Raw genomic sequence first — 19,154 nt, 5'->3', positions numbered from 1 at the left:
AAAACGAATTCGGTTTGCGAAGTCCAGTTCCCTGCCAAGGGTGTAGTGCCGGCAGTGGGACTTGAACCCACACGATGTTGCCATCAACGGATTTTGAGTCCGCCTCGTCTGCCATTCCGACATGCCGGCTTGCACTTACAACGTTCATTATTCTATCACAGGATTTTCCATTTGGCAAGTATTTAAATTGAAAATCGGCAAAATATATTGTATGATAATAAAAAGCTATGGTTAAGGAGGTGTCTGGGCGATGACATGTAAGGAAGCAGAACGTCTGGTCATTCCATATATAAACGGAGAACTGACGGATGAGGAACTGAAAGAATTTTTGGAACATACGCAGAGCTGTGCAGATTGTATGGAAGAACTGGAGATATATTTTACCATAGAAGCAGGAATCATGCAGCTGGATTCTGAAACAGGGAATTATAATATCAAGGGAGCGCTGGAGGCGGCACTGGAACAGTCCAGACAAAGGCTTCAGCTAATACAGCTGATAAAAATAGCAAGATATGCGGTATCTACCGTTTGCGTCATGGCACTTGTCATTACAGTCCTTCTTCAGTGCAGAATCTGGCTGCAGTTGGGCTTAATTGGATAGGAGAACAGATGAACAGAAAAAAAACAGTACTGATTGACGGGACCGGCATGCTGGAAGAGGTATATTATGCACTTCCAGACAACTGCGTAAAAGGAATACGAAATGTGGTGGTTCGTATAATAGAAGAAAAGCAAACGGATTATATTGCAGCGGCTTTTGGAAATTTCAATAAAGATGGAATCGCCGCTGAGGATTTAAAGAAAAAACAAGAACTTTTAAAAGAAGCATTGGCAGATCTGAAAATACCTGTTTTTGAAGAAGAGGGCGCACGTTCTTTGGATCTTATCTGCTCCCTTGCAAAAAACTGTGAGAAGGAAGAAAAAGATGTTTCAGTGCTTACTGGTAATGAGACCTTTCTGATGGCAGTAAATGAACATGTAACTGTCCTGATTCCCGGACTGGGAGAAGAAGGGGTAAAATTAATAAACTGGTCTGCAGACAGGGTGAAGGCAGAATTTGGTCTGGAACCGGAACAGTTAAAGGAAGTATTTTCATTGGAGCGCGGTGCAGGGATTGGCCGGAAAACCGCATGCCGTCTGCTTATACAGTATGGTTCCTTAAAAACTCTTTATGGCAGGAAGGAGGAGCTGGAGTCTGACCAGGTTCGGAAAGCTCTGACTGAGTACGAGCAGCAGGTAAACAAAGAGGCAGATTCTCTTTGCCTGAAAACAGATTATAATCTTCGTCTGGATGAGAGTAAAACCATTGCGGAGTCTGAAATTGCAGAAATCATGGATATGGATTTTGAACCTGCCGGGTTCCCGGAGGAGGGAGAGGAGATCTCTTCCTCTGGCTGGATTAAAAAAGAAGTTACGGATCTTTCTGACGCAGAAGCAGTTTTTGCAAGGTGTGCAACAGGCGCCAGCGTTGGCCTGCAGCTGGCAGGAACGGATAAAAAAATTTCTGCACTGGCTTTATGTTTTTCAAAAGAAGAGTGCTGGTGCCTGATTCCTCAGGGGGATTTAACGTCAGAATATTTGAAAGAAAAGACAGAAGAGATTATAAGACAGGCAGAAGAGATTACTGTTTTAGACCTGAAAAGCCAGCTGCCATTTCTGAACCTGAATGGAGAAAAAACGGTGTTTGATGCTTCCATAGCAGCTTACTTAATTGATCCGTTAAAAAGCTCCTATGAATATAATGATTTAGCAAATGATTATCTTTCGCTGTCTCTTCCTTCGAAAACAGAGCTGCTGGGAAAACGTACCATAACCCAGGCACTGGAGGAAAATCGTTCCCAGGCTGTTAACTGTATCTGTTCCATGGCATACGTTTCATTTTTGTGCGGAAACATTTTAAGAGATGAATTAAAAAAGACAGATATGGAGCAGCTGTTTTATGACATTGAAATGCCGCTGGTATACAGTTTGTTTTCTATGGAAGAAACGGGAATCCGGGTAGAACGGGACAGGTTAAAAGAATACGGAGACAGACTGAAAATCCGGATTAAGGAAACGGAATTGAAAATATACGAGCAGACAGGTGAAACCTTTAATATTAATTCCCCCAAACAGCTTGGAGAAATTCTTTTTGAAAAGTTGAAGCTTCCTGGCGGAAAAAAGACAAAAACAGGTTATTCCACTGCAGCCGACGTGCTGGAAAAACTGGCTCCCGATTTTCCTGTCATAGAACTGATTCTGGATTACAGACAGCTGACAAAGTTAAATTCCACCTATGCCGATGGGCTGGCGGCCTATATAGGCTCCGATGAACGGATTCATGGAACCTTTAATCAGACAATTACCGCTACTGGAAGGATCAGCAGTACAGAACCCAATTTACAGAACATTCCAATTCGTATGGAACTTGGAAGAGAGATTCGGAAAGTCTTTGTTCCCCAGGAGGGGTGTGTTTTTGTAGATGCCGATTACTCCCAGATTGAACTGAGGGTTCTGGCTCATATGTCGAAAGATGCAAGACTGATCGGTGCCTATCAGCAGGCTGAGGATATTCACGCGATCACTGCATCAGAAGTTTTTCATGTTCCGCTTTTAGAAGTAACTGCCTTACAGCGGCGTAATGCAAAGGCTGTGAATTTCGGTATTGTGTATGGAATCAGTTCTTTTGGATTAAGTGAAGGGTTAAGCATTACCAGAAAAGAAGCGTCGGAATACATTGAAAAATACTTTGAAACCTATCCCGGAGTGAAGGCTTTTCTGGATAAGCTGGTGGCTGAAGCAAAAGAAACCGGGTATGCGCTCAGCATGTTTGGACGCCGCCGCCCCGTACCGGAGTTAAAATCTTCCAACTTCATGCAGCGTTCCTTCGGTGAACGTGTGGCAATGAATTCTCCCATTCAGGGAACAGCGGCAGATATTATTAAAATTGCCATGATCCGGGTAGACAGTGCTCTGAAGAAACAGGGACTTAAGTCCAGAATTGTCCTCCAGGTCCATGATGAGCTTTTAATTGAAGCACGTCTGGAAGAACTGGACCAGGTAAAAAAGCTGCTGGTGGAAGAGATGAAGAGTGCTGCCAGACTGGCTGTGCCGCTGGAAGTTGATGCCAATGTTGGAGAATCCTGGTTCGATGCCAAATAAAGGGATGGTGGAAAGCGTGAATGTAATTGGACTTACAGGCGGAGTGGGCGCCGGAAAAAGTCTGGTTCTTTCCATATTAAGAACGAAATACAATGCAGAAGTGATTGAAGCGGACAAAGTTGCCCATGAACTGATGCTGCCGGGAGAAGACGGATATCTGCGGGTGAAAGAAACTTTCGGAGAAACCATCCTTAATCCTGACGGAACCATTAACCGAACTGCATTGGGAAAAGTGATTTTTGAAAATGAATCTGCAAGAGAGCAGGTTAATTCGATTATCCACCCTCTTGTATGGAAAAGGATCAGACAAAAAATTTCCGCTTCCCAAGCCGGGCTTATTGTGGTAGAATTTGCAATTATGGGTGAAGAAGCGGAAGATATCTATGATGAGATGTGGTATGTCCATGCTTTTGAGGAGGTCAGAATCAGACGTCTTTCGGAAAACAGGGGTTATACAAAAGAACGTTCGGAACAAATAATCAGAAGCCAGGCCTCGGAACAGGAATATGTAAGGCGCTGTGACCGGATAATCGAAAATAATGGTTCTATTGCGGATTTAGAGAACCAATTGGCGGAAATATTGAAAACAGGGGACAGATAACGATATGAGACTGGTAAGCATTGCGAGCGGGAGCAGCGGAAACTGCATTTATGTAGGTTCTGATACAACCCATATTCTGGTAGATGCCGGAATAAGCAACAAGAGGATTGAACAGGGCTTAAATGAAATCGGATTAAAAGGAAACGAGCTCACTGGAATTGTGATCACTCATGAACATTCCGACCATACCAAAGGACTGGGAGTGCTGGCCAGAAAGTATGGTGTTCCCATATATGGAACCAGGGAGACTCTGGAGGAAATTTCAAAGCAAAAATATCTGGGAGAATATCCACAGGAACTATTTTGTGCCATTCGTCCGGATGTGGATTTTTTTGTGGGAGATTTAGAGGTCAAACCGTTTTCCATTGACCATGATGCAGCAAATCCGGTGGCATACCGGATTCAGCATGAACATAAGTCAGTTGCAGTGGCAACGGATATGGGGCATTACAATCAGTACATCATTGAGCATCTGCAGGGACTGGATGCGGTACTTTTAGAGTCCAACCATGATGTGAATATGCTTCAGGCGGGACCTTATCCTTATTACTTAAAGCGCAGGATATTGGGAGATCATGGACATTTATCCAATGAAAATGCGGGACGGCTGTTGTGCTGCATTCTTCACGAGAATTTAAAAAAGATTCTGCTGGGCCATTTAAGCAAGGAGAATAATTACGAAGAGCTTGCTTATGAAACCGTAAAGCTTGAAATCTCAGAGGGAGATAATCCATTTAAGGCATCTGATTTTTCCATAGCCGTTGCAAAACGGGATCAGATGTCGGAAATTATCACTATATAAAGAGGAGATGCATGATGAATAAGACGATTATTACAGTAGTTGGCAAAGACACAGTGGGGATTATTGCAAAGATTTGTACTTATCTGGCGAACAACCAGGTAAACATATTGGATATTTCCCAGACAATTGTACAGGGATATTTTAATATGATGATGATTGTTGACATTAACGAAGCTGCGAAGCCTTTTGGAGAGCTTGCGGATGAACTGGAACAAATTGGAGACGAGATTGGTGTGAAGGTAAAATGCCAGAGGGAAGAAATTTTTACAAAAATGCATCGGATCTGATTACGCAGTGAGGCTTAAGAAAAGGATGGGTTTTCTATATGTTGAATATGTTTGAAGTTAATGAGACCAATAAGATGATCGAGCAGGAACTGCTGGATGTGCGTACCATAACCATGGGTATCAGCCTGCTTGACTGCTGTGACAGTGACTTAAAAGCAGTGAATGAAAAAATTTACAACAAGATTACCACTGTTGCAAAAAATCTGGTATCTGTTGGAAGAGAGATTGAGAAAGATTTTGCAATTCCCATTGTCAATAAACGAATTTCCGTAACCCCCATTGCTATGGTAGGCGCTGCCGCATGTAAGACACCGGATGATTTTGTTACTATAGCCCAGACACTTGACCGCGCGGCAAAGGAAGTAGGCGTTAATTTCATCGGCGGATATTCTGCACTGGTCAGCAAGGGAATGACAACCGCAGATAAAAATCTCATCTGCTCCATACCAAAAGCTCTTGCATGCACAGATCGCGTCTGCAGCTCCGTGAATGTTGGTTCTACAAAGACAGGAATCAATATGGATGCAGTTGCGCTTATGGGTAAAATCGTCCTGGAAACAGCAGAGGAGACAAAGGAGAATGATTCTCTTGGCTGCGCAAAACTGGTAATCTTCTGCAATGCGCCGGATGATAACCCCTTTATGGCAGGCGCATTCCATGGCGTGACAGAAGCAGATGCCATAATTAATGTGGGTGTCAGCGGACCTGGTGTTGTAAAACGGGCAATTGAGACCGCAAGAGGTAAGGATTTTGAAGTTCTTTGCGAGACCATTAAAAAAACTGCATTTAAGATTACCCGTGTAGGACAGCTGGTAGCCCAGGAGGCTTCCAGAAGATTAAACATTCCATTTGGTATCATAGATCTGTCTCTGGCTCCCACACCTGCAATCGGTGACAGTGTGGCCGAGATTTTAGAAGAGATCGGTCTGGAGCGCGTTGGTGCTCCGGGTACTACGGCTGCGCTGGCTCTGCTTAATGATCAGGTGAAAAAAGGAGGAGTTATGGCTTCGTCCTATGTAGGCGGTTTAAGCGGTGCCTTTATTCCTGTCAGTGAAGATCAGGGAATGATCGATGCAGTTGCCATGGGTGCATTAAACCTTGAAAAGCTGGAAGCGATGACCTGTGTCTGCTCCGTTGGTCTGGACATGATTGCAATTCCAGGAGATACTCCTGCTTCCACGATATCCGGAATTATAGCAGATGAATCCGCAATCGGTATGATAAATCAGAAGACAACAGCCGTTCGTATTATTCCGGTAATCGGAAAATCTGTCGGAGAAACGGTGGAATTCGGCGGTCTCTTAGGATACGCTCCTGTCATGCCAGTCAATCAGTATTCCTGTGAAAAGTTTGTAAACCGCGGAGGAAGAATTCCTGCGCCGATACACAGTTTTAAGAATTAGCCATGGAACAGATGGAAAAAAGAAAACTGACGGAAGCACTCAGAGAGTATCTGGATGAATTTCTGGTCCGTATTATCATCAGCAATCCGGTTGAGAAACAGGGAATGTCCAAAGTAAAGATTCGTCCTCTGAAACAGAAAGATTTGCTGCTTTTTCAGGCGGAGGAACTGATTGGAAACCAGGCATTTCATAAGAACCTGCCCAAAGAAGAATGCGCAGACTATGCGGCGGATTTACTGGATGGGACGTTTCGCCAGCTGGAACTGGAATCCGGGAAAGGCCAGGTCCGGATTCTAATCAGTAAAAAGGGAATTCCAGACATAAAGATAAAGCGTATCCCGCAAAAAATCACGGCTGTTCCTGCAGTAACATACCACAACAGGCAAAAAAACTATATCTTAAAAGAAGGAACCCCCATACCGTTCCTGGTTGATCTGGGAATCATGACGGAAAACGGAACCATTATCAGATCCAGATATGACAAATTCCGTCAGATTAACCGCTTTTTGGAATTTATCGAAGATATACTTCCAAGACTTTATAAAGACAGAGAAAATGTTATTATTGATTTCGGCTGCGGAAAATCCTATTTAACATTTGCCATGTATTATTATCTTCATGTCCAAAAGGGATACTCCATACGCATTATAGGTCTTGATTTAAAGCAGACTGTGATTGACAACTGCAACCGGTTAAGTGAACGCTATGGATATGGGAAACTTAGATTTTATCATGGTGATATCGCTTCTTATGAGGGTGTAAATCAGGTGGATATGGTTGTTACCCTCCATGCATGTGATACAGCCACTGATTATGCTCTTGCAAAAGCGGTTTCATGGGGAGCGTCAGTGATACTGTCCGTACCCTGCTGTCAGCATGAACTCAATAAACAGATGGAAAACAGTATGATGGCTCCTGTTTTCCAGTATGGCCTGATTAAGGAACGGATGGCTGCCCTGTATACAGATGCTCTGAGAGCAGAGATTTTGGAGAATCAGGGATACAGAACCCAGATTCTGGAATTCATTGATATGGAGCACACACCAAAGAATATATTAATCCGCGCAGTAAAGCAGGGTGAAAAAAGGAATAATCGCAGTCAAATTGATGAAATTATGGAATTTCTTCACGGAAATCTGACTCTTTATAATTTGTTTTATAAAGAGTAAACTATTATAAAATAATAAGTGAAATTTGCTGTCATATATGGTATGATGAGAGTAATCATTTAAGGAGGAGTGTTCATGCCTTTTATTAATTCCAAAGTAAATGTTGCGTTATCAGAGGAAGAGAAGGAAATTTTAAAAGATAAACTTGGCCAGGCAATCAGCCTGATTCCAGGCAAGTCAGAAAGCTGGCTGATGGTGGGCTTTGAAGACAACTATTCTCTTTATTTTAAAGGAAAGAACAATACGAAGATTGCTTTTATAGAAGTTAAAATTTTCGGACGTGCTTCTGACCGGGATTTAGACCACCTGACCGCTGAGATTTCCAGAATATTTAAAGAGGTGTTAGGAATTGCACAGGATAAGATCTATATAAAATACGAGGAAGTGGAGCACTGGGGCTGGAACGGAGCAAACTTCTAAATTTTACTGTTGACACGTCAGACAGGGGAATGGCTTATGGAGCTTTGGGATATCTACGATGAAAACAGAGCGGCAACCGGCAGGACACATGTCCGGGGAGTTCCGTTAGGTAAAGGGGATTATCATCTGGTAGCTGATATCTGGACCGTAAATCAAAAAGATCTGATTCTTTTAACCAGGCGGCATCCGGATAAGCCTTATGGCTTAATGTGGGAGTGTACCGGTGGTTCTGTTCTTGCAGGAGAGACCAGCGAAGAAGGCGCTTTAAGAGAACTTCTGGAAGAAGCCGGAATTCATGCAGAGAAAGAGGATATAAAACTGATTCACAGCATTCGCCAGAAAGAACGGTTTGTTGATACCTATATTACCAGGCAGAATATTACCATGGGTGATGTGAAGCTACAGGCAGAGGAAGTTGTTGATGCGAAATTTGTGACCTTTGAAGAACTGCTTGATTTATGGAAGCAGGGGATTGTGGTTCCTAAATCCCGGTTTCTTCTATATAAAGATAACATCAGAGAATTCATCAATCCGCCGTCATAATATGACGACGGATTGTGTGAACTCATTTTTGACTTTTATATCATATTTTGCCTGTAATACAGTCTGATAAATATGAGAAGAATAGAAATCATGCCGGAGCATAGAGGCTGCTGCTCCCGTAAAACCGGTTTCAGCGCCGGCAGTTTTCGCGATGAGAGGGATGCTCCCTCTCTTTTTTATTTCTCCCATCAGGGGAACTGAAGTTTTTTTAAATCCCAGAATTCTGGCATAAGGAGCATATCCTGCCTGTCTGCCGGCTGCTGTCAGCTGGTTTGTTGTTCCCAGAAGAATATGAAGCAGTGCACGGCTGATTCTTGTATAGGTGTATTGTCTGGTCTTTAACTGATTGATCTTTTCTTCAAAAGTATGATAGTCAGGAAGCTGTTTTGTTATTCTTGCTGCCAGTTCATCTGAAACATCGGCGAAATTCTGAAATGGAATTCCCTCCATAGAAAGCCGGAGCAGAGCAGTGTTTAAAAGAAGATTGAAATCATCATAGTAAAGAGGTTTGCTTTCCAGTATTTTTAATTTAACCGGTTCCGGTACATAATCAAAGATAGTTTCCTCACTGGAGAGATGATCTGTTTCCTTTAAAGCCTTTCTAAGTCCGGTTGCGGAGCAAAAACGGTCTGGTGTAAGCAGGGGATCGTGATAGTCACTTCCGTTTCTTTCAATGGTCAGCGGAATTAAGGAAGCACTCTGCCTGTAAATGGCTTTTAAATATTCTATTCCCAGAATGTTATTGGGGGAGGACAGAATTGAGGCATCTTCCTCCCTGACAGCACCGCTGGTAACAAGCGCGGCATTTCTTGCTTTGGGGAAAGCAGCCCCTTTTTTCAGCTGAATGCGCAGCTCTTCTGAATAAATAGCCGGTTCATTGGCGAGAATAGTAGCAATAGCGGAAAGTTTTTCCATATCCCCGCTTTCGCTGCCAAAGCACAGAGAATCAACTGCTCCAAGCCCGTTTAATAATGCGACTGCACAGGAGGCAAAATCTTCCGCACTGCTGGAAGCAAAAACAGACGGAATCTCCAGCACTAAGTCAGCACCACAGGAGAGCGCCATGGCTGTCCGTGTATATTTGTCATATATGGCAGGAGAACCCCGCTGTACAAAATCCCCGCTCATGACTACGACCGCGTACTCTGCATTGGCAAGCTCCTTCGCTTTTCTGATGTGATAGGCATGACCATTGTGAAACGGATTGTATTCAGCGATAATTCCTACAGCATGCAAATTTTTCTTTTTTAACATAAAAAACGTCCTTTTTCTTTTTTTCAACCTTTATTATGCTATTGTTTTGCAAAAAATGCAAATTATTTTGTCACAACACTTGAAAATTTTCGGGAATGCTCATAGAATAGAGTGAGAATCAAGAAGAAGCATTGATCAATTAGAACAGGAGAATAGATAAGTATGAATTTTATCGTTGAAACATCAGCTCGTCATGTACATTTATCTCAGGAACATCTTGAGATTTTATTTGGACAGGGATATGAATTAACCAAGAAGAAAGAATTATCCCAGCCAGGTCAGTTTGCTTGCGAGGAGAGAGTTACTGTTGTGGGATCAAAAGGTGAATTTAAGGGAGTATCCATTTTAGGACCGGTCAGAAAGTCTACCCAGGTGGAACTTTCCCTGACAGATGCCCGTTCTGCAGGAATCGCCGCACCAGTAAGAGAATCCGGAGATATTGCCGGCAGCGGACCTTGCAGGATTATCGGACCGGCAGGTGAAATTGATATCACAGAGGGCGTAATCGCGGCAAAGCGTCATATTCATGCAACGCCTGCAGATGCAGAAATGCTGGGCGTTAAAAACGGCGAAATTGTTTCTGTTAAAGTTGATACAAATGGCAGAAGTCTTGTTTTCGGAGATGTAGTTGTACGTGTAAGCGAATCCTATGCTCTGGCAATGCACATTGATACAGATGAATCAAACGCAGCAGGCTGCGGCAGAGAACAGTACGGCGAAATTGTAAAATAATCGAAGGAGAATTTAGTTTTATGAAAATTTTAGTTATCAACTGCGGAAGCTCTTCCTTAAAGTATCAGCTGATCGATATGGAAAATGAGGGAGTTTTAGCAAAGGGGTTATGCGAAAGAATTGGTATTAACGGATCCAAACTGACTCACAAGGCAGAAGGAAAAGGCGAATTTGAATTAGCAGAAGAGATGCCTAATCACACTGTAGCAATCAAGCTGGTTATGGATGCCCTGGTTAATCCTGAGCATGGAGTAATTAAAGATACCAGTGAAATTTCCGCAGTAGGACATCGCGTTCTCCATGCCGGTACCATTTACAGTGATTCCATCGTTGTAAATGAAGATGTAAAGAAAGTTATCCGTGACTGTTTCGATTTAGGACCTCTGCATAACCCTGCAAACTTAATGGGTATTGAGGCGTGCGAGGCAGCTATGCCAGGAACACCTAACGTAGCTGTTTTTGATACTGCATTTGGTATGGGTATGCCGGAGAAAGCTTCTCTTTACGCAATTCCACAGGAATATTATGAAAAATACAGCATCCGCCGTTACGGCTTCCACGGAACAAGCCACAGCTTCGTTTCCAAAGAAGCATTGGATTTCTGCGGACTGGATCATAAGAACGGAAAGGTAATTGTCTGCCATTTAGGAAACGGCGCAAGTATCTCTGCTTCCATCGGAGGCAAGTGCGTAGATACAAGTATGGGTCTTACACCTCTTGAGGGTCTTATTATGGGAACCAGAAGCGGTGATATTGATCCGGCTGTGATTCAGTTTATCTGCAACAAAGAAGGCAAGACTGTCAATGAAGTACTGGATATCTTAAATAAAAAATCCGGTATTCTCGGAATGTCCGGCGGAATCTCCAGCGATTTCCGCGATGTCCAGAAAGCACAGGCAGAGGGAAATCACCTGGCAGATACTGCGATTAATGCCTATATCTACCGTGTTGCAAAATACATCGGTGCTTATACTGCAGCAATGAATGGCGTAGAAGCTATCGTATTTACAGCAGGCGTAGGAGAGAATGATAAGCCGATCCGTGCAGGAATCTGTGCATATTTATCCTATCTTGGAGTAGAAATTGATGAAGAAGCAAACAGCCACAGAGGAAAACGCATGATGATTTCCACACCTGCTTCCAAAGTAAAAGTATGTGTTATCCCTACCAATGAAGAACTTGCAATTGCAAGAGAAACAAAAGCTTTGGTATAATTCCTTAAATATTGGCACATTATAGTTTTTATAGTGTGAAATATGGAAATATTTTGTTGACAAATAGTGCGCCCCTATGTATAATAACATAGGTGCGTATTAGGAGACTATAATATGCTTATAAATTTAACCGAGTTGTTTACCCTGGAAGGGAAAGAGAAAACTTATACTCTTGATATTGAGATGAAAACTTATCATGGACCCTATGGAGATTATGAAATTGCAGATGCCAAACCGGTAGTGCTGCGGATCATGAATCTGGGAGGAAAGAAACTGGAACTGGAAGGAAAAGTGGAACTTACTTTGCTTATTCCATGCGACCGTTGTCTGGATCCTGTCCCTAATGAGCTGAGTTTTGATGTCATTCGTACGGTTGATCTAAGTGAAACCGACAAAGAGGATGAAGAAGATCTTGAGGAACAGCCATATGTTAATGGTTATTGTCTGGATGTAGACCAGTTGGTTTGTGATGAACTCATACTGAATCTGCCTATGAAGGTTCTCTGCAGTGAAGACTGTAAGGGAATTTGTAATAGATGTGGAACAAATCTCAATCATGAGACTTGTGACTGCGATGTTAGTTCGGTTGACCCGAGAATGGCAGTCATCCAGGATATTTTTAAACAGTTTAAGGAGGTGTAACCATGTCTATCTGTCCAAAGAATAAATCTTCTAAAGCTAGAAGAGACAAACGTAGAGCAAACTGGAAGATGAGCGCTCCGAACTTAGTGAAATGCAGCAAGTGCGGTGAACTTATGATGCCACACAGAGTATGCAAAGCTTGCGGTTCTTATAACAAGAAAGAAATCATTTCTGTTGCTGAATAATTTCAGTATGGAAATAGCTCAAAACATAAAAAGACAAGGATTCTGATTATTCAGGACCTTGTCTTTTCTTGTTTTGAGAGAAGGAGCAAAGCACTGATTTACAGCTAATATTGATAATAAGGACGCAAGTATTTTGTTTTTTATCATTGTGTTCTGTGCTATACTGGAGAAAATATCTGATCGCTTATGGGGGTGCAATATGACAGCAATTAAATTGCCGGAAATTTTTCAAAATGGAATGATTCTTCAGCGCAATAAGAAGATTAAAATATGGGGAGAAGCTGAGGGAGCCTGGAGGTTAACGGTCAGCTTTGGCGGTGACTGTGTTTCTGCTGATGTAAAGGATGGGAAGTTTTATTGCGAAATTCCTGCTAAGGAAGCAGCCAGCGGACAAAAAATAGAGATTTTTGCCGATGAAAAGAAGGAGCCGGATATTGTTATTGAAGATATCTGCATTGGCGATATATATATAGCGGCGGGTCAGTCAAACATGGAATATTTTATGAGATATGACGCTCATTGGAACGAAATAAAGGAATGGGAACAAAACGATATGATTCGGATGTTTAACTGCAGAAGGATTGCTTATCCGGGTCAAAACAGAGAACTTCCTGATTGCGGAAACTGGTTTAAGGAACACGACTATCAGTGGGAGAGTTTTTCTGCTCCAGGATATACGTTTGCCAGAGCCATTCAGCCGGTGATTGGTGTTCCGGTAGGTATTATAGGCTGTAACTGGGGCGGAACTCCGGCCTGTGCATGGATGGGATCTTCTTACCTTAATGAGGAGCCTCTTTCTGTCTTTCAAAAAGAATATGAGGAAGCACTTATGTCTGCTGATGAGGAAGAAATAAGACGGTGCAGCCGAAAAGCCTGGGAGTATGAGGATTCCTATCCTCATCAGATTGCGTGGAGAGCGATGATGTATGGCATGAATGAGCAGGACCAGGAGCGGTGGATGCTTGAGACTGCCGATGCACCGGTTCTGCCTATGGGGCCTTACCATCACTACCGTCCATCGGGATTGTATGAAATGATGCTGAAAAATCTTGCTCCTTTTTCCGTGAAGGGAGTTTTATGGTATCAGGGGGAATCCGATGCCGGACATGGGGAAATTTATGATAAAACCTTTTCTGCTTTAATCCGTTGCTGGAGAGATTTATGGCAGGACGAACTGCCGTTTCTCTTTGTTCAGCTGGCGCCTTTTGGTAAATGGCTTGGCATCGGGGGAGAGGATTATCCGGTGGTGAGAGAAAGCCAGGAATGGGTATCGAAAAACGTACCGGGAACAGGCATGATATCCATTATGGATCTGGGAATGTATGAGGATATTCATCCGAAAAAGAAGAAGGAAGTGGGAGAGCGTCTGGCTCTTTTAGCAAGGGGATTGATCTATGGGGAAGATATCTTATGTGAATCTCCGGAATTTATGGGTGGAGAACGGGAAGGAAACCGGATCCGTCTGCATTTTTCCCATACAGGAGAAAAACTACATATTAAGGGAAACTTTATTAAGAGCCTGCGTGCAGAGCAGGACGGTATTTCAAGGATCGTAAAGGAATTCAGACTGGATCAGGATTTACTGCTTGTTTTTGAAGCGCTGTCAGAGGAGCCGGTTGAAATTAAATTTGCAAAAGAGGGATACTGTGAAGTTAATTTATTTAACGAAGCTGATCTTCCTGTAAAGCCTTTCGCTGCAGTGATCATTTAGGAGGCCGTCATGATAAAAATAACCAATCCAATACAAAAAGGGTTTTATCCTGATCCATCCATATGCAGGGTTTTAGATAATTACTACATGGTTCATTCTACCTTTGCATATGCACCTGGTATCCCTGTATTTCGAAGCTGTGACCTGAAAAACTGGATTTTAATCGGACATGTTCTGGAGCGGAAGGAGCAGCTTCGCCTTGACGGAGCCCATATTTCCAAAGGAATTTATGCTCCCACAATCAGGTACCACAAAGGTTTGTTTTATGTAATCGCCACCAATGTATCCGGTGGCGGAAATTTCTATGTTACAGCCGAAGACCCCAAAGGACCATGGTCAGATCCCGTTTTCCTCACGGATGCGCCGGGAATTGATCCCAGTCTGTATTTCGAAGAAGATACCTGCTATTATATCGGACAGCGGACAAAGGAACATCCGGCTTATTATGGAGATTGTGAGATATGGATTCAGGAACTTGACTTAAAAGAAAAACGGCTTGTGAAGAAACCGGTTGTTTTATTTGATGGAAGCATGAAGCGGACGATATGGGCAGAGGGACCCCATCTTTACCGGATCGGTCCGATGTATTATCTGCTTCTTGCAGAGGGCGGTACTGAGTTTAATCACAGCGTGGCGGTTGCGCGAAGCAAAAGCCTTTATGGTCCATACGAATCATGCCCCAATAATCCCATTCTGACGCACCGTCATCTGGGACACACTTACCCGGTGCAGAGTATCGGACATGGAGATCTGATTGAAACAGCGGCTGGAGAATGGTTTATGGTGATGCTTGGAACAAGACCGTTAAACGGATGTGCTGAGCTGGGACGGGAAACATTTCTTGCAGATGTGACATGGGAAGATGGCTGGCCCGTGGTAAGTCCGGGTATGGGAAGGGTCCCTGATTGTCTGGAAATATCCGCTTCTGATAATGAGCAGAAAGTTTTGCTGCCTGCCGCGGATATTGAGTGGACAGAACCCCTGGATATGCGCTGCGTTGGTTTAAGGGACCATCCTGCCCGGCTGCCTGCAAAGATGGCGGATGGCAGGCTGCATCTCCCTTTTCTGCCTGATACGATGGAAGATTTATCAGTACCGGCCTATATTGGAATCCGGCTTTTATCCAGGACGTTCGATATACAGGTTACTATGGAGTCGGAACCGGATGGAACTGAGGAGTCAGGACTTCTCTATTTTTATAATGAAATGCATTATGTAAAAGCCATTATTCGTGAAAGGGAAGGACGGCTGGAAGCGGTTACTGTAATCAGGAAAGGAAATGAACAGGAGGAATGGAGCAGAACGGAGGTTGCCGGCTGCATTCATCAGATCCGGCTGCGTGGACAAGGCCAGATACTTTCTGTTGAGATAGATAAACAGATTATGGGACAGCCTTTGGATATTAAAGATCTCTGTTCGCAAAAAGCCGGAGGATTCACCGGCTGTACTGTGGGCGTTTATGCATCTGCCGTACACAAAGCTTCCGGCCGTTCGGCTGTTTTTGGGCCGCTTCATGCAGAGTTTGCAGATTAATCCTGTATATACATCTGACGGAATTCTGTAGGAGTGCAGGATTTAATGATTTTAAACATACGTATAAAAGCGGAGGGGCTGGAAAAGCCGGAACGCAGTGCTACCTCGGTAACGGACAGCTGGGGATTAATTAACAGCGTTTCGGCAACGGCAATCCGCTTTTTATTTACATATTTATAAAAAGAAATATTAGCAAACTGTTTAAACAGGCGGGAAAAATGGTATTTACTGAAGCCAAGGAGAGAGGCGACTTCCTCCAGGGTTAATTCTTCCGTACAGTGGCTGCTGATGTAATTGCAGATATAAATAAATTTCTCTGCATATTTCTTTTGCTGGATATTGCCGATATCCAGAGAACTGACCTGCTGGGTATGGTTGCGTCCGATGAGAGCAAACATCTCCAGGAGTCTGGAATAGATCTTTGTTTCTGTAAGGGGCATGTCTTTTCTGTATTCTTCCATAATTTCCAATGTGTACTGATAGAGCCGTTCATGGATAGAGGGGTAAAGCTCCGGTGTGACGAGAAACGTAGGATTAAGCAGCGTGAGTATGGATTCCAGTTCTTTGATCTCGTGAAACATGGGAAGCTCAGCCTGAAAAATAATCCGGCGTCCTGATTTCGGCGCCTTTAATGCGTGAATAACCCCCGGGCAGATTAGAATAATATCACCTGGTTTTAAGTCGATGCTATGTGTGCTCAAAACGATGGTGTATTTGCCGGTAAGAGGCATGATGATTTCAAGCGGAGTATGCCAGTGGGAAGGATAGTCTTCTGCCTGGGTGTTGTCGTACAAACGGATGTTGGTATATTCTTTGTAATTTACAGTCTCATGAGTTCCTTTCAGATTTTCAATCAAAGTAAGTCCTCCCAGTATTTGTTAATGACAATGAATAATTGCTTTTGTTATTAGAAAAATTATAAAATATACTCCGCTAAATATCAATATAAAATACAAAAACAGGCATATTTTATTTTTTTAATAGTTAAATGATACAAAAAACAGGAATGTAAAAAGTGTATTATGTATATTACGTTTAAAAGAAAAGTATGAACAAAATATTATAATAGCAATAATTAGTAATAGAGAGGCAATAATTATAAAGAAAACCGGACAGAATTCTGATAGAGTTATAGCATATCATTAACGCTACAAAAAATGCAAAGATTGTTAAGGAGGAAAGGTATGGTAAAGAGATTTGTTTCGGGGGTTCTGGCAGCAGCACTTGTATTGGGGTCACTTTCCGGTTGTGGGGTATCGACTGATACCAGTGGAGGTGCCGGATCATCTGGCGCAGCCGCAGAGACCACTTCCGGTTCTGTTACTGCAACAGGTAAGGAAGAGCAGATAACATGGATGTTCTGGGATGACTTAAATGCAACGGAAGATTTAATCAGCAAAGGCTATAAACAGGTTATAGACCGGTTTAATGAACAGTATAAGGGGAAATATTACTGTAATGTTGTGACTACAAATCTGGAGGAATATCCGACAAAATTGAATGCGTTAGTTACTTCAGGCAATACACCTGATGTATTTATCTGCAATCCCGGACCTAATTTAACTCAGTATGTGGAGTCTGGTGCAGCGGCAGATTTAACCGATATTCTAAAGAACCAGGAATCACAGTGGTATGGTAATTTTACAGACGGTATCTTTGAACGTATTACATATGACGGTAAGATAATGGCAATTCCTACAAACTTTGCAGCAGCCTGTGTATTTTACAATACGGATATATTTAAAAAGGCAGGAGTTGAGGTGCCGAAAACCTACGATGAACTGCTTGCAGCATGTAAAAAGATTAAAGAAGCCGGTTATACTCCAATATCCTGTTCTGCAGGTACTGCATGGTGCTTGTCCATGATAGCCGGTTATCTCTGTGACCGTGAAGGCGGCCCGGATAATCTGGTTGGAGTAAATGCAGGCACACTTGACTGGACCAGTCCGACTTTCCTTGATGCAGCAACGAAATTAAAAGAACTTTCCCAGTATTTCCAGGATACAGCAGCCGGAGATTCCAACGATCAGGCAACTGCAAACTTCTATAATGGAGACGCAGCTATGCTGGTACAGGGATCATGGGCGATTGCTCAGATCAACGGAAATAATCCGGAATTTGAAGACAAATGCGGCGTATTCCAGTTCCCGGCTATTGAAGGCGGTTCAGATCCAAACCGTATGATCGTAAAAACTGATAATCTTGTTATGAGTTCAACTACAAAGCATAAAGAAGCAGCCCTTGCACTTATGAAGATGTTCACCGATGACACAGCTCAGAAATATACGGCAGAAGTTGCCGGCAAGATTCCGGTTACCAAGGTTGCCATTGATTATGATAAGGCTCCAAAGCAGTTTGCTTATATTAATGACATCTTAAAGAACGTAACGGGAACATTGGGATTCTATAACGAATCACTGGCAAGCGTATAAGCAGGAGATACATTTGATGCTGCCATGGTGGATGTATTCCTTGGAAACGCTACGCCGGAACAGGCACTTCAGAAGGTACAGGATTTCTATGATAAGAATGTCCGGAAAAAATAATTGACAGGATGATGAGGGTATGCGAAGCATAAACACCTTTGCATACCCTTATTATAGAAAGAGAGGCAGCCATATGAACAGGCTATTGGAGGATAAGAAAGCGGCTTTGGTTTTTATTGCGCCGGCATTCCTTTTATTCACTCTGATTTTATTTGTTCCGATTATCCAGGTTATCTACTATTCCCTGTGTAATTATACGGGACTGACGAAACCGGACTTTGTCGGATTGAAAAATTACATAGATTTATTCACCAGTGACGAGACTATGAAGATCGCTTTAAAAAACTCCATTTTTTTTATGCTTTTCTCTGGTATTACCCAGCAGATTATCGGTTTATTTCTGGCGGTTTTACTGACAAATATTAAGGCTGGCAGGAACTTATTTAAAAATATCTATTACCTGCCCTGCGTTCTTTCATCAGCTGCGCTTGGTCTTTTATGGGCGTTTCTTTTCAATCCGAAAATAGGCATTAATAATCTTTTGAGCACATTTGGTATCCAGGGACCTAACTGGCTGTTTAACACCAAAGGATTCATCCCTCTCCCCATGTGGGTGATCGGATTTGTAGCTTTGTGGCAGTACGCGGGTCAGAATATGATGCTTTATATGGCTCAGATCAGCGGGATATCAAGAGACATCTATGAGGCTTCCTATATTGACGGCGCGTCCAAAGGACAGTCATTCCGTTTTATAACGCTTCCATTAATCAAGCCTATGCTGGTGACAACTCTTTCTTTGAACTGCATCGGTTCTCTTAAGTTTTTTGATCTGATTTACAATATGACACAGGGAGGACCAAACCATCGGACTGATGTGCTTGCTACCCATTTATATACACAGGGATTCAAATATTACAAATATGGTTATGCCAGTGCGATTTCCATGGTACTGCTCATTTTATGCCTTTTAGCCACATTCCTCATTAGTAAATGCATAAAAGTAGAAACCTACGAGTCTTAGGGGGAGGAAA

At 42.8% G+C, this 19,154-nt stretch carries 19 protein-coding genes and 1 tRNA gene; 17 read left to right on the top strand and 3 right to left on the bottom strand.

Going from position 1 to position 19,154, the window contains the following annotated elements; translation table 11 throughout:
* Positions 1-46: 46 nt before the first annotated feature.
* Positions 47-129, bottom strand: a tRNA-Leu gene (locus tag DS742_RS21660).
* Positions 130-250: 121 nt separating this feature from the next.
* On the opposite strand from DS742_RS21660, the gene DS742_RS21655 reads away from it, so the two are divergent.
* From DS742_RS21655 to DS742_RS21615, 9 genes are all read left to right on the top strand, one after another.
* Entirely contained in the window at positions 251-601 is a 351-nt protein-coding gene (locus tag DS742_RS21655) for an anti-sigma factor family protein (protein ID WP_117419045.1), read from the top strand.
* A gap of 8 nt (positions 602-609) precedes the next feature.
* Positions 610-3,141: a DNA polymerase I gene (gene polA, locus DS742_RS21650; RefSeq protein WP_117419044.1), complete on the top strand. Its 2,532-nt coding sequence runs from the start codon at positions 610-612 to the stop codon at positions 3,139-3,141.
* Positions 3,131-3,742 (top strand): dephospho-CoA kinase, encoded by a 612-nt coding sequence (coaE, locus tag DS742_RS21645; protein WP_242996671.1) that lies wholly within the window; start codon positions 3,131-3,133, stop codon positions 3,740-3,742. The genes polA and coaE overlap by 11 nt, the downstream gene beginning before the upstream one ends.
* A 4-nt stretch (positions 3,743-3,746) precedes the next feature.
* Positions 3,747-4,544, top strand: a complete 798-nt coding sequence (locus tag DS742_RS21640; RefSeq protein ID WP_117419043.1) for an MBL fold metallo-hydrolase — start codon at positions 3,747-3,749, stop codon at positions 4,542-4,544.
* 14 nt (positions 4,545-4,558) lie between these two features.
* Positions 4,559-4,831 carry an ACT domain-containing protein gene (locus tag DS742_RS21635; RefSeq protein WP_104436132.1) on the top strand — a complete coding sequence of 91 codons (273 nt, stop codon included), beginning with the start codon at positions 4,559-4,561 and terminating at the stop codon, positions 4,829-4,831.
* Between the two features lie 38 nt (positions 4,832-4,869).
* The gene (locus tag DS742_RS21630; RefSeq protein WP_117419042.1) at positions 4,870-6,234 is read left to right on the top strand and encodes a PFL family protein; all 1,365 of its coding nucleotides are present in this window, start codon (positions 4,870-4,872) and stop codon (positions 6,232-6,234) included.
* Between the two features lie 2 nt (positions 6,235-6,236).
* Positions 6,237-7,403 carry a class I SAM-dependent methyltransferase gene (locus DS742_RS21625; protein ID WP_117419041.1) on the top strand — a complete coding sequence of 389 codons (1,167 nt, stop codon included), beginning with the start codon at positions 6,237-6,239 and terminating at the stop codon, positions 7,401-7,403.
* Between the two features lie 75 nt (positions 7,404-7,478).
* A complete protein-coding gene (locus tag DS742_RS21620; RefSeq protein ID WP_117419040.1) occupies positions 7,479-7,823 on the top strand; it encodes a phenylpyruvate tautomerase MIF-related protein in 345 nt (114 codons plus the stop codon).
* 36 nt (positions 7,824-7,859) lie between these two features.
* Complete coding sequence (locus DS742_RS21615) at positions 7,860-8,366, top strand: NUDIX hydrolase (RefSeq protein WP_117419039.1); 507 nt, start codon at positions 7,860-7,862, stop codon at positions 8,364-8,366.
* On the opposite strand, the gene DS742_RS21610 is transcribed toward DS742_RS21615, so the two are convergent.
* Positions 8,361-9,620, bottom strand: a complete 1,260-nt coding sequence (locus DS742_RS21610; RefSeq protein WP_117419038.1) for a nucleotidyltransferase — start codon at positions 9,618-9,620, stop codon at positions 8,361-8,363. The genes DS742_RS21615 and DS742_RS21610 overlap by 6 nt on opposite strands.
* Before the next feature lie 162 nt (positions 9,621-9,782).
* Between DS742_RS21610 and pduL the strand changes: the two genes are divergently transcribed.
* From pduL to DS742_RS21580, 6 genes are all read left to right on the top strand, one after another.
* Complete coding sequence (gene pduL / locus DS742_RS21605) at positions 9,783-10,352, top strand: phosphate propanoyltransferase (RefSeq protein ID WP_117419037.1); 570 nt, start codon at positions 9,783-9,785, stop codon at positions 10,350-10,352.
* Positions 10,353-10,372: 20 nt separating this feature from the next.
* Entirely contained in the window at positions 10,373-11,566 is a 1,194-nt protein-coding gene (locus DS742_RS21600; RefSeq protein ID WP_117419036.1) for an acetate/propionate family kinase, read from the top strand.
* Between the two features lie 114 nt (positions 11,567-11,680).
* On the top strand, positions 11,681-12,208 hold the full coding sequence (locus tag DS742_RS21595; protein ID WP_117419035.1) for a YceD family protein: 528 nt from the start codon (positions 11,681-11,683) through the stop codon (positions 12,206-12,208).
* A gap of 2 nt (positions 12,209-12,210) precedes the next feature.
* Positions 12,211-12,393: a 50S ribosomal protein L32 gene (gene rpmF, locus DS742_RS21590; protein ID WP_097006282.1), complete on the top strand. Its 183-nt coding sequence runs from the start codon at positions 12,211-12,213 to the stop codon at positions 12,391-12,393.
* A gap of 199 nt (positions 12,394-12,592) precedes the next feature.
* The gene (locus DS742_RS21585) at positions 12,593-14,104 is read left to right on the top strand and encodes a sialate O-acetylesterase (RefSeq protein ID WP_117419034.1); all 1,512 of its coding nucleotides are present in this window, start codon (positions 12,593-12,595) and stop codon (positions 14,102-14,104) included.
* Positions 14,105-14,113: 9 nt separating this feature from the next.
* Positions 14,114-15,637 (top strand): glycoside hydrolase family 43 protein, encoded by a 1,524-nt coding sequence (locus DS742_RS21580; protein ID WP_117419033.1) that lies wholly within the window; start codon positions 14,114-14,116, stop codon positions 15,635-15,637.
* On the opposite strand, the gene DS742_RS21575 is transcribed toward DS742_RS21580, so the two are convergent.
* Positions 15,634-16,494: an AraC family transcriptional regulator gene (locus tag DS742_RS21575; RefSeq protein WP_117419032.1), complete on the bottom strand. Its 861-nt coding sequence runs from the start codon at positions 16,492-16,494 to the stop codon at positions 15,634-15,636. The two genes, DS742_RS21580 and DS742_RS21575, sit on opposite strands and share 4 nt — an antisense overlap.
* Before the next feature lie 327 nt (positions 16,495-16,821).
* On the opposite strand from DS742_RS21575, the gene DS742_RS21570 reads away from it, so the two are divergent.
* Together DS742_RS21570 and DS742_RS21565 are read left to right on the top strand one after the other, a co-directional pair.
* Positions 16,822-18,069 (top strand): ABC transporter substrate-binding protein, encoded by a 1,248-nt coding sequence (locus DS742_RS21570; protein ID WP_242996669.1) that lies wholly within the window; start codon positions 16,822-16,824, stop codon positions 18,067-18,069.
* Between the two features lie 187 nt (positions 18,070-18,256).
* Complete coding sequence (locus DS742_RS21565) at positions 18,257-19,144, top strand: carbohydrate ABC transporter permease (protein WP_117419072.1); 888 nt, start codon at positions 18,257-18,259, stop codon at positions 19,142-19,144.
* The last annotated feature ends 10 nt before the right edge of the window (positions 19,145-19,154 follow it).

This window comes from Lacrimispora amygdalina (genome assembly GCF_003432035.1).
In the GTDB taxonomy this organism is placed as follows: Bacteria; Bacillota; Clostridia; order Lachnospirales; family Lachnospiraceae; genus Lacrimispora; species Lacrimispora amygdalina.
The sequence above is the reverse complement of the archived record's forward strand: the minus strand, read 5'-3'. Positions and strand labels throughout refer to the sequence as shown.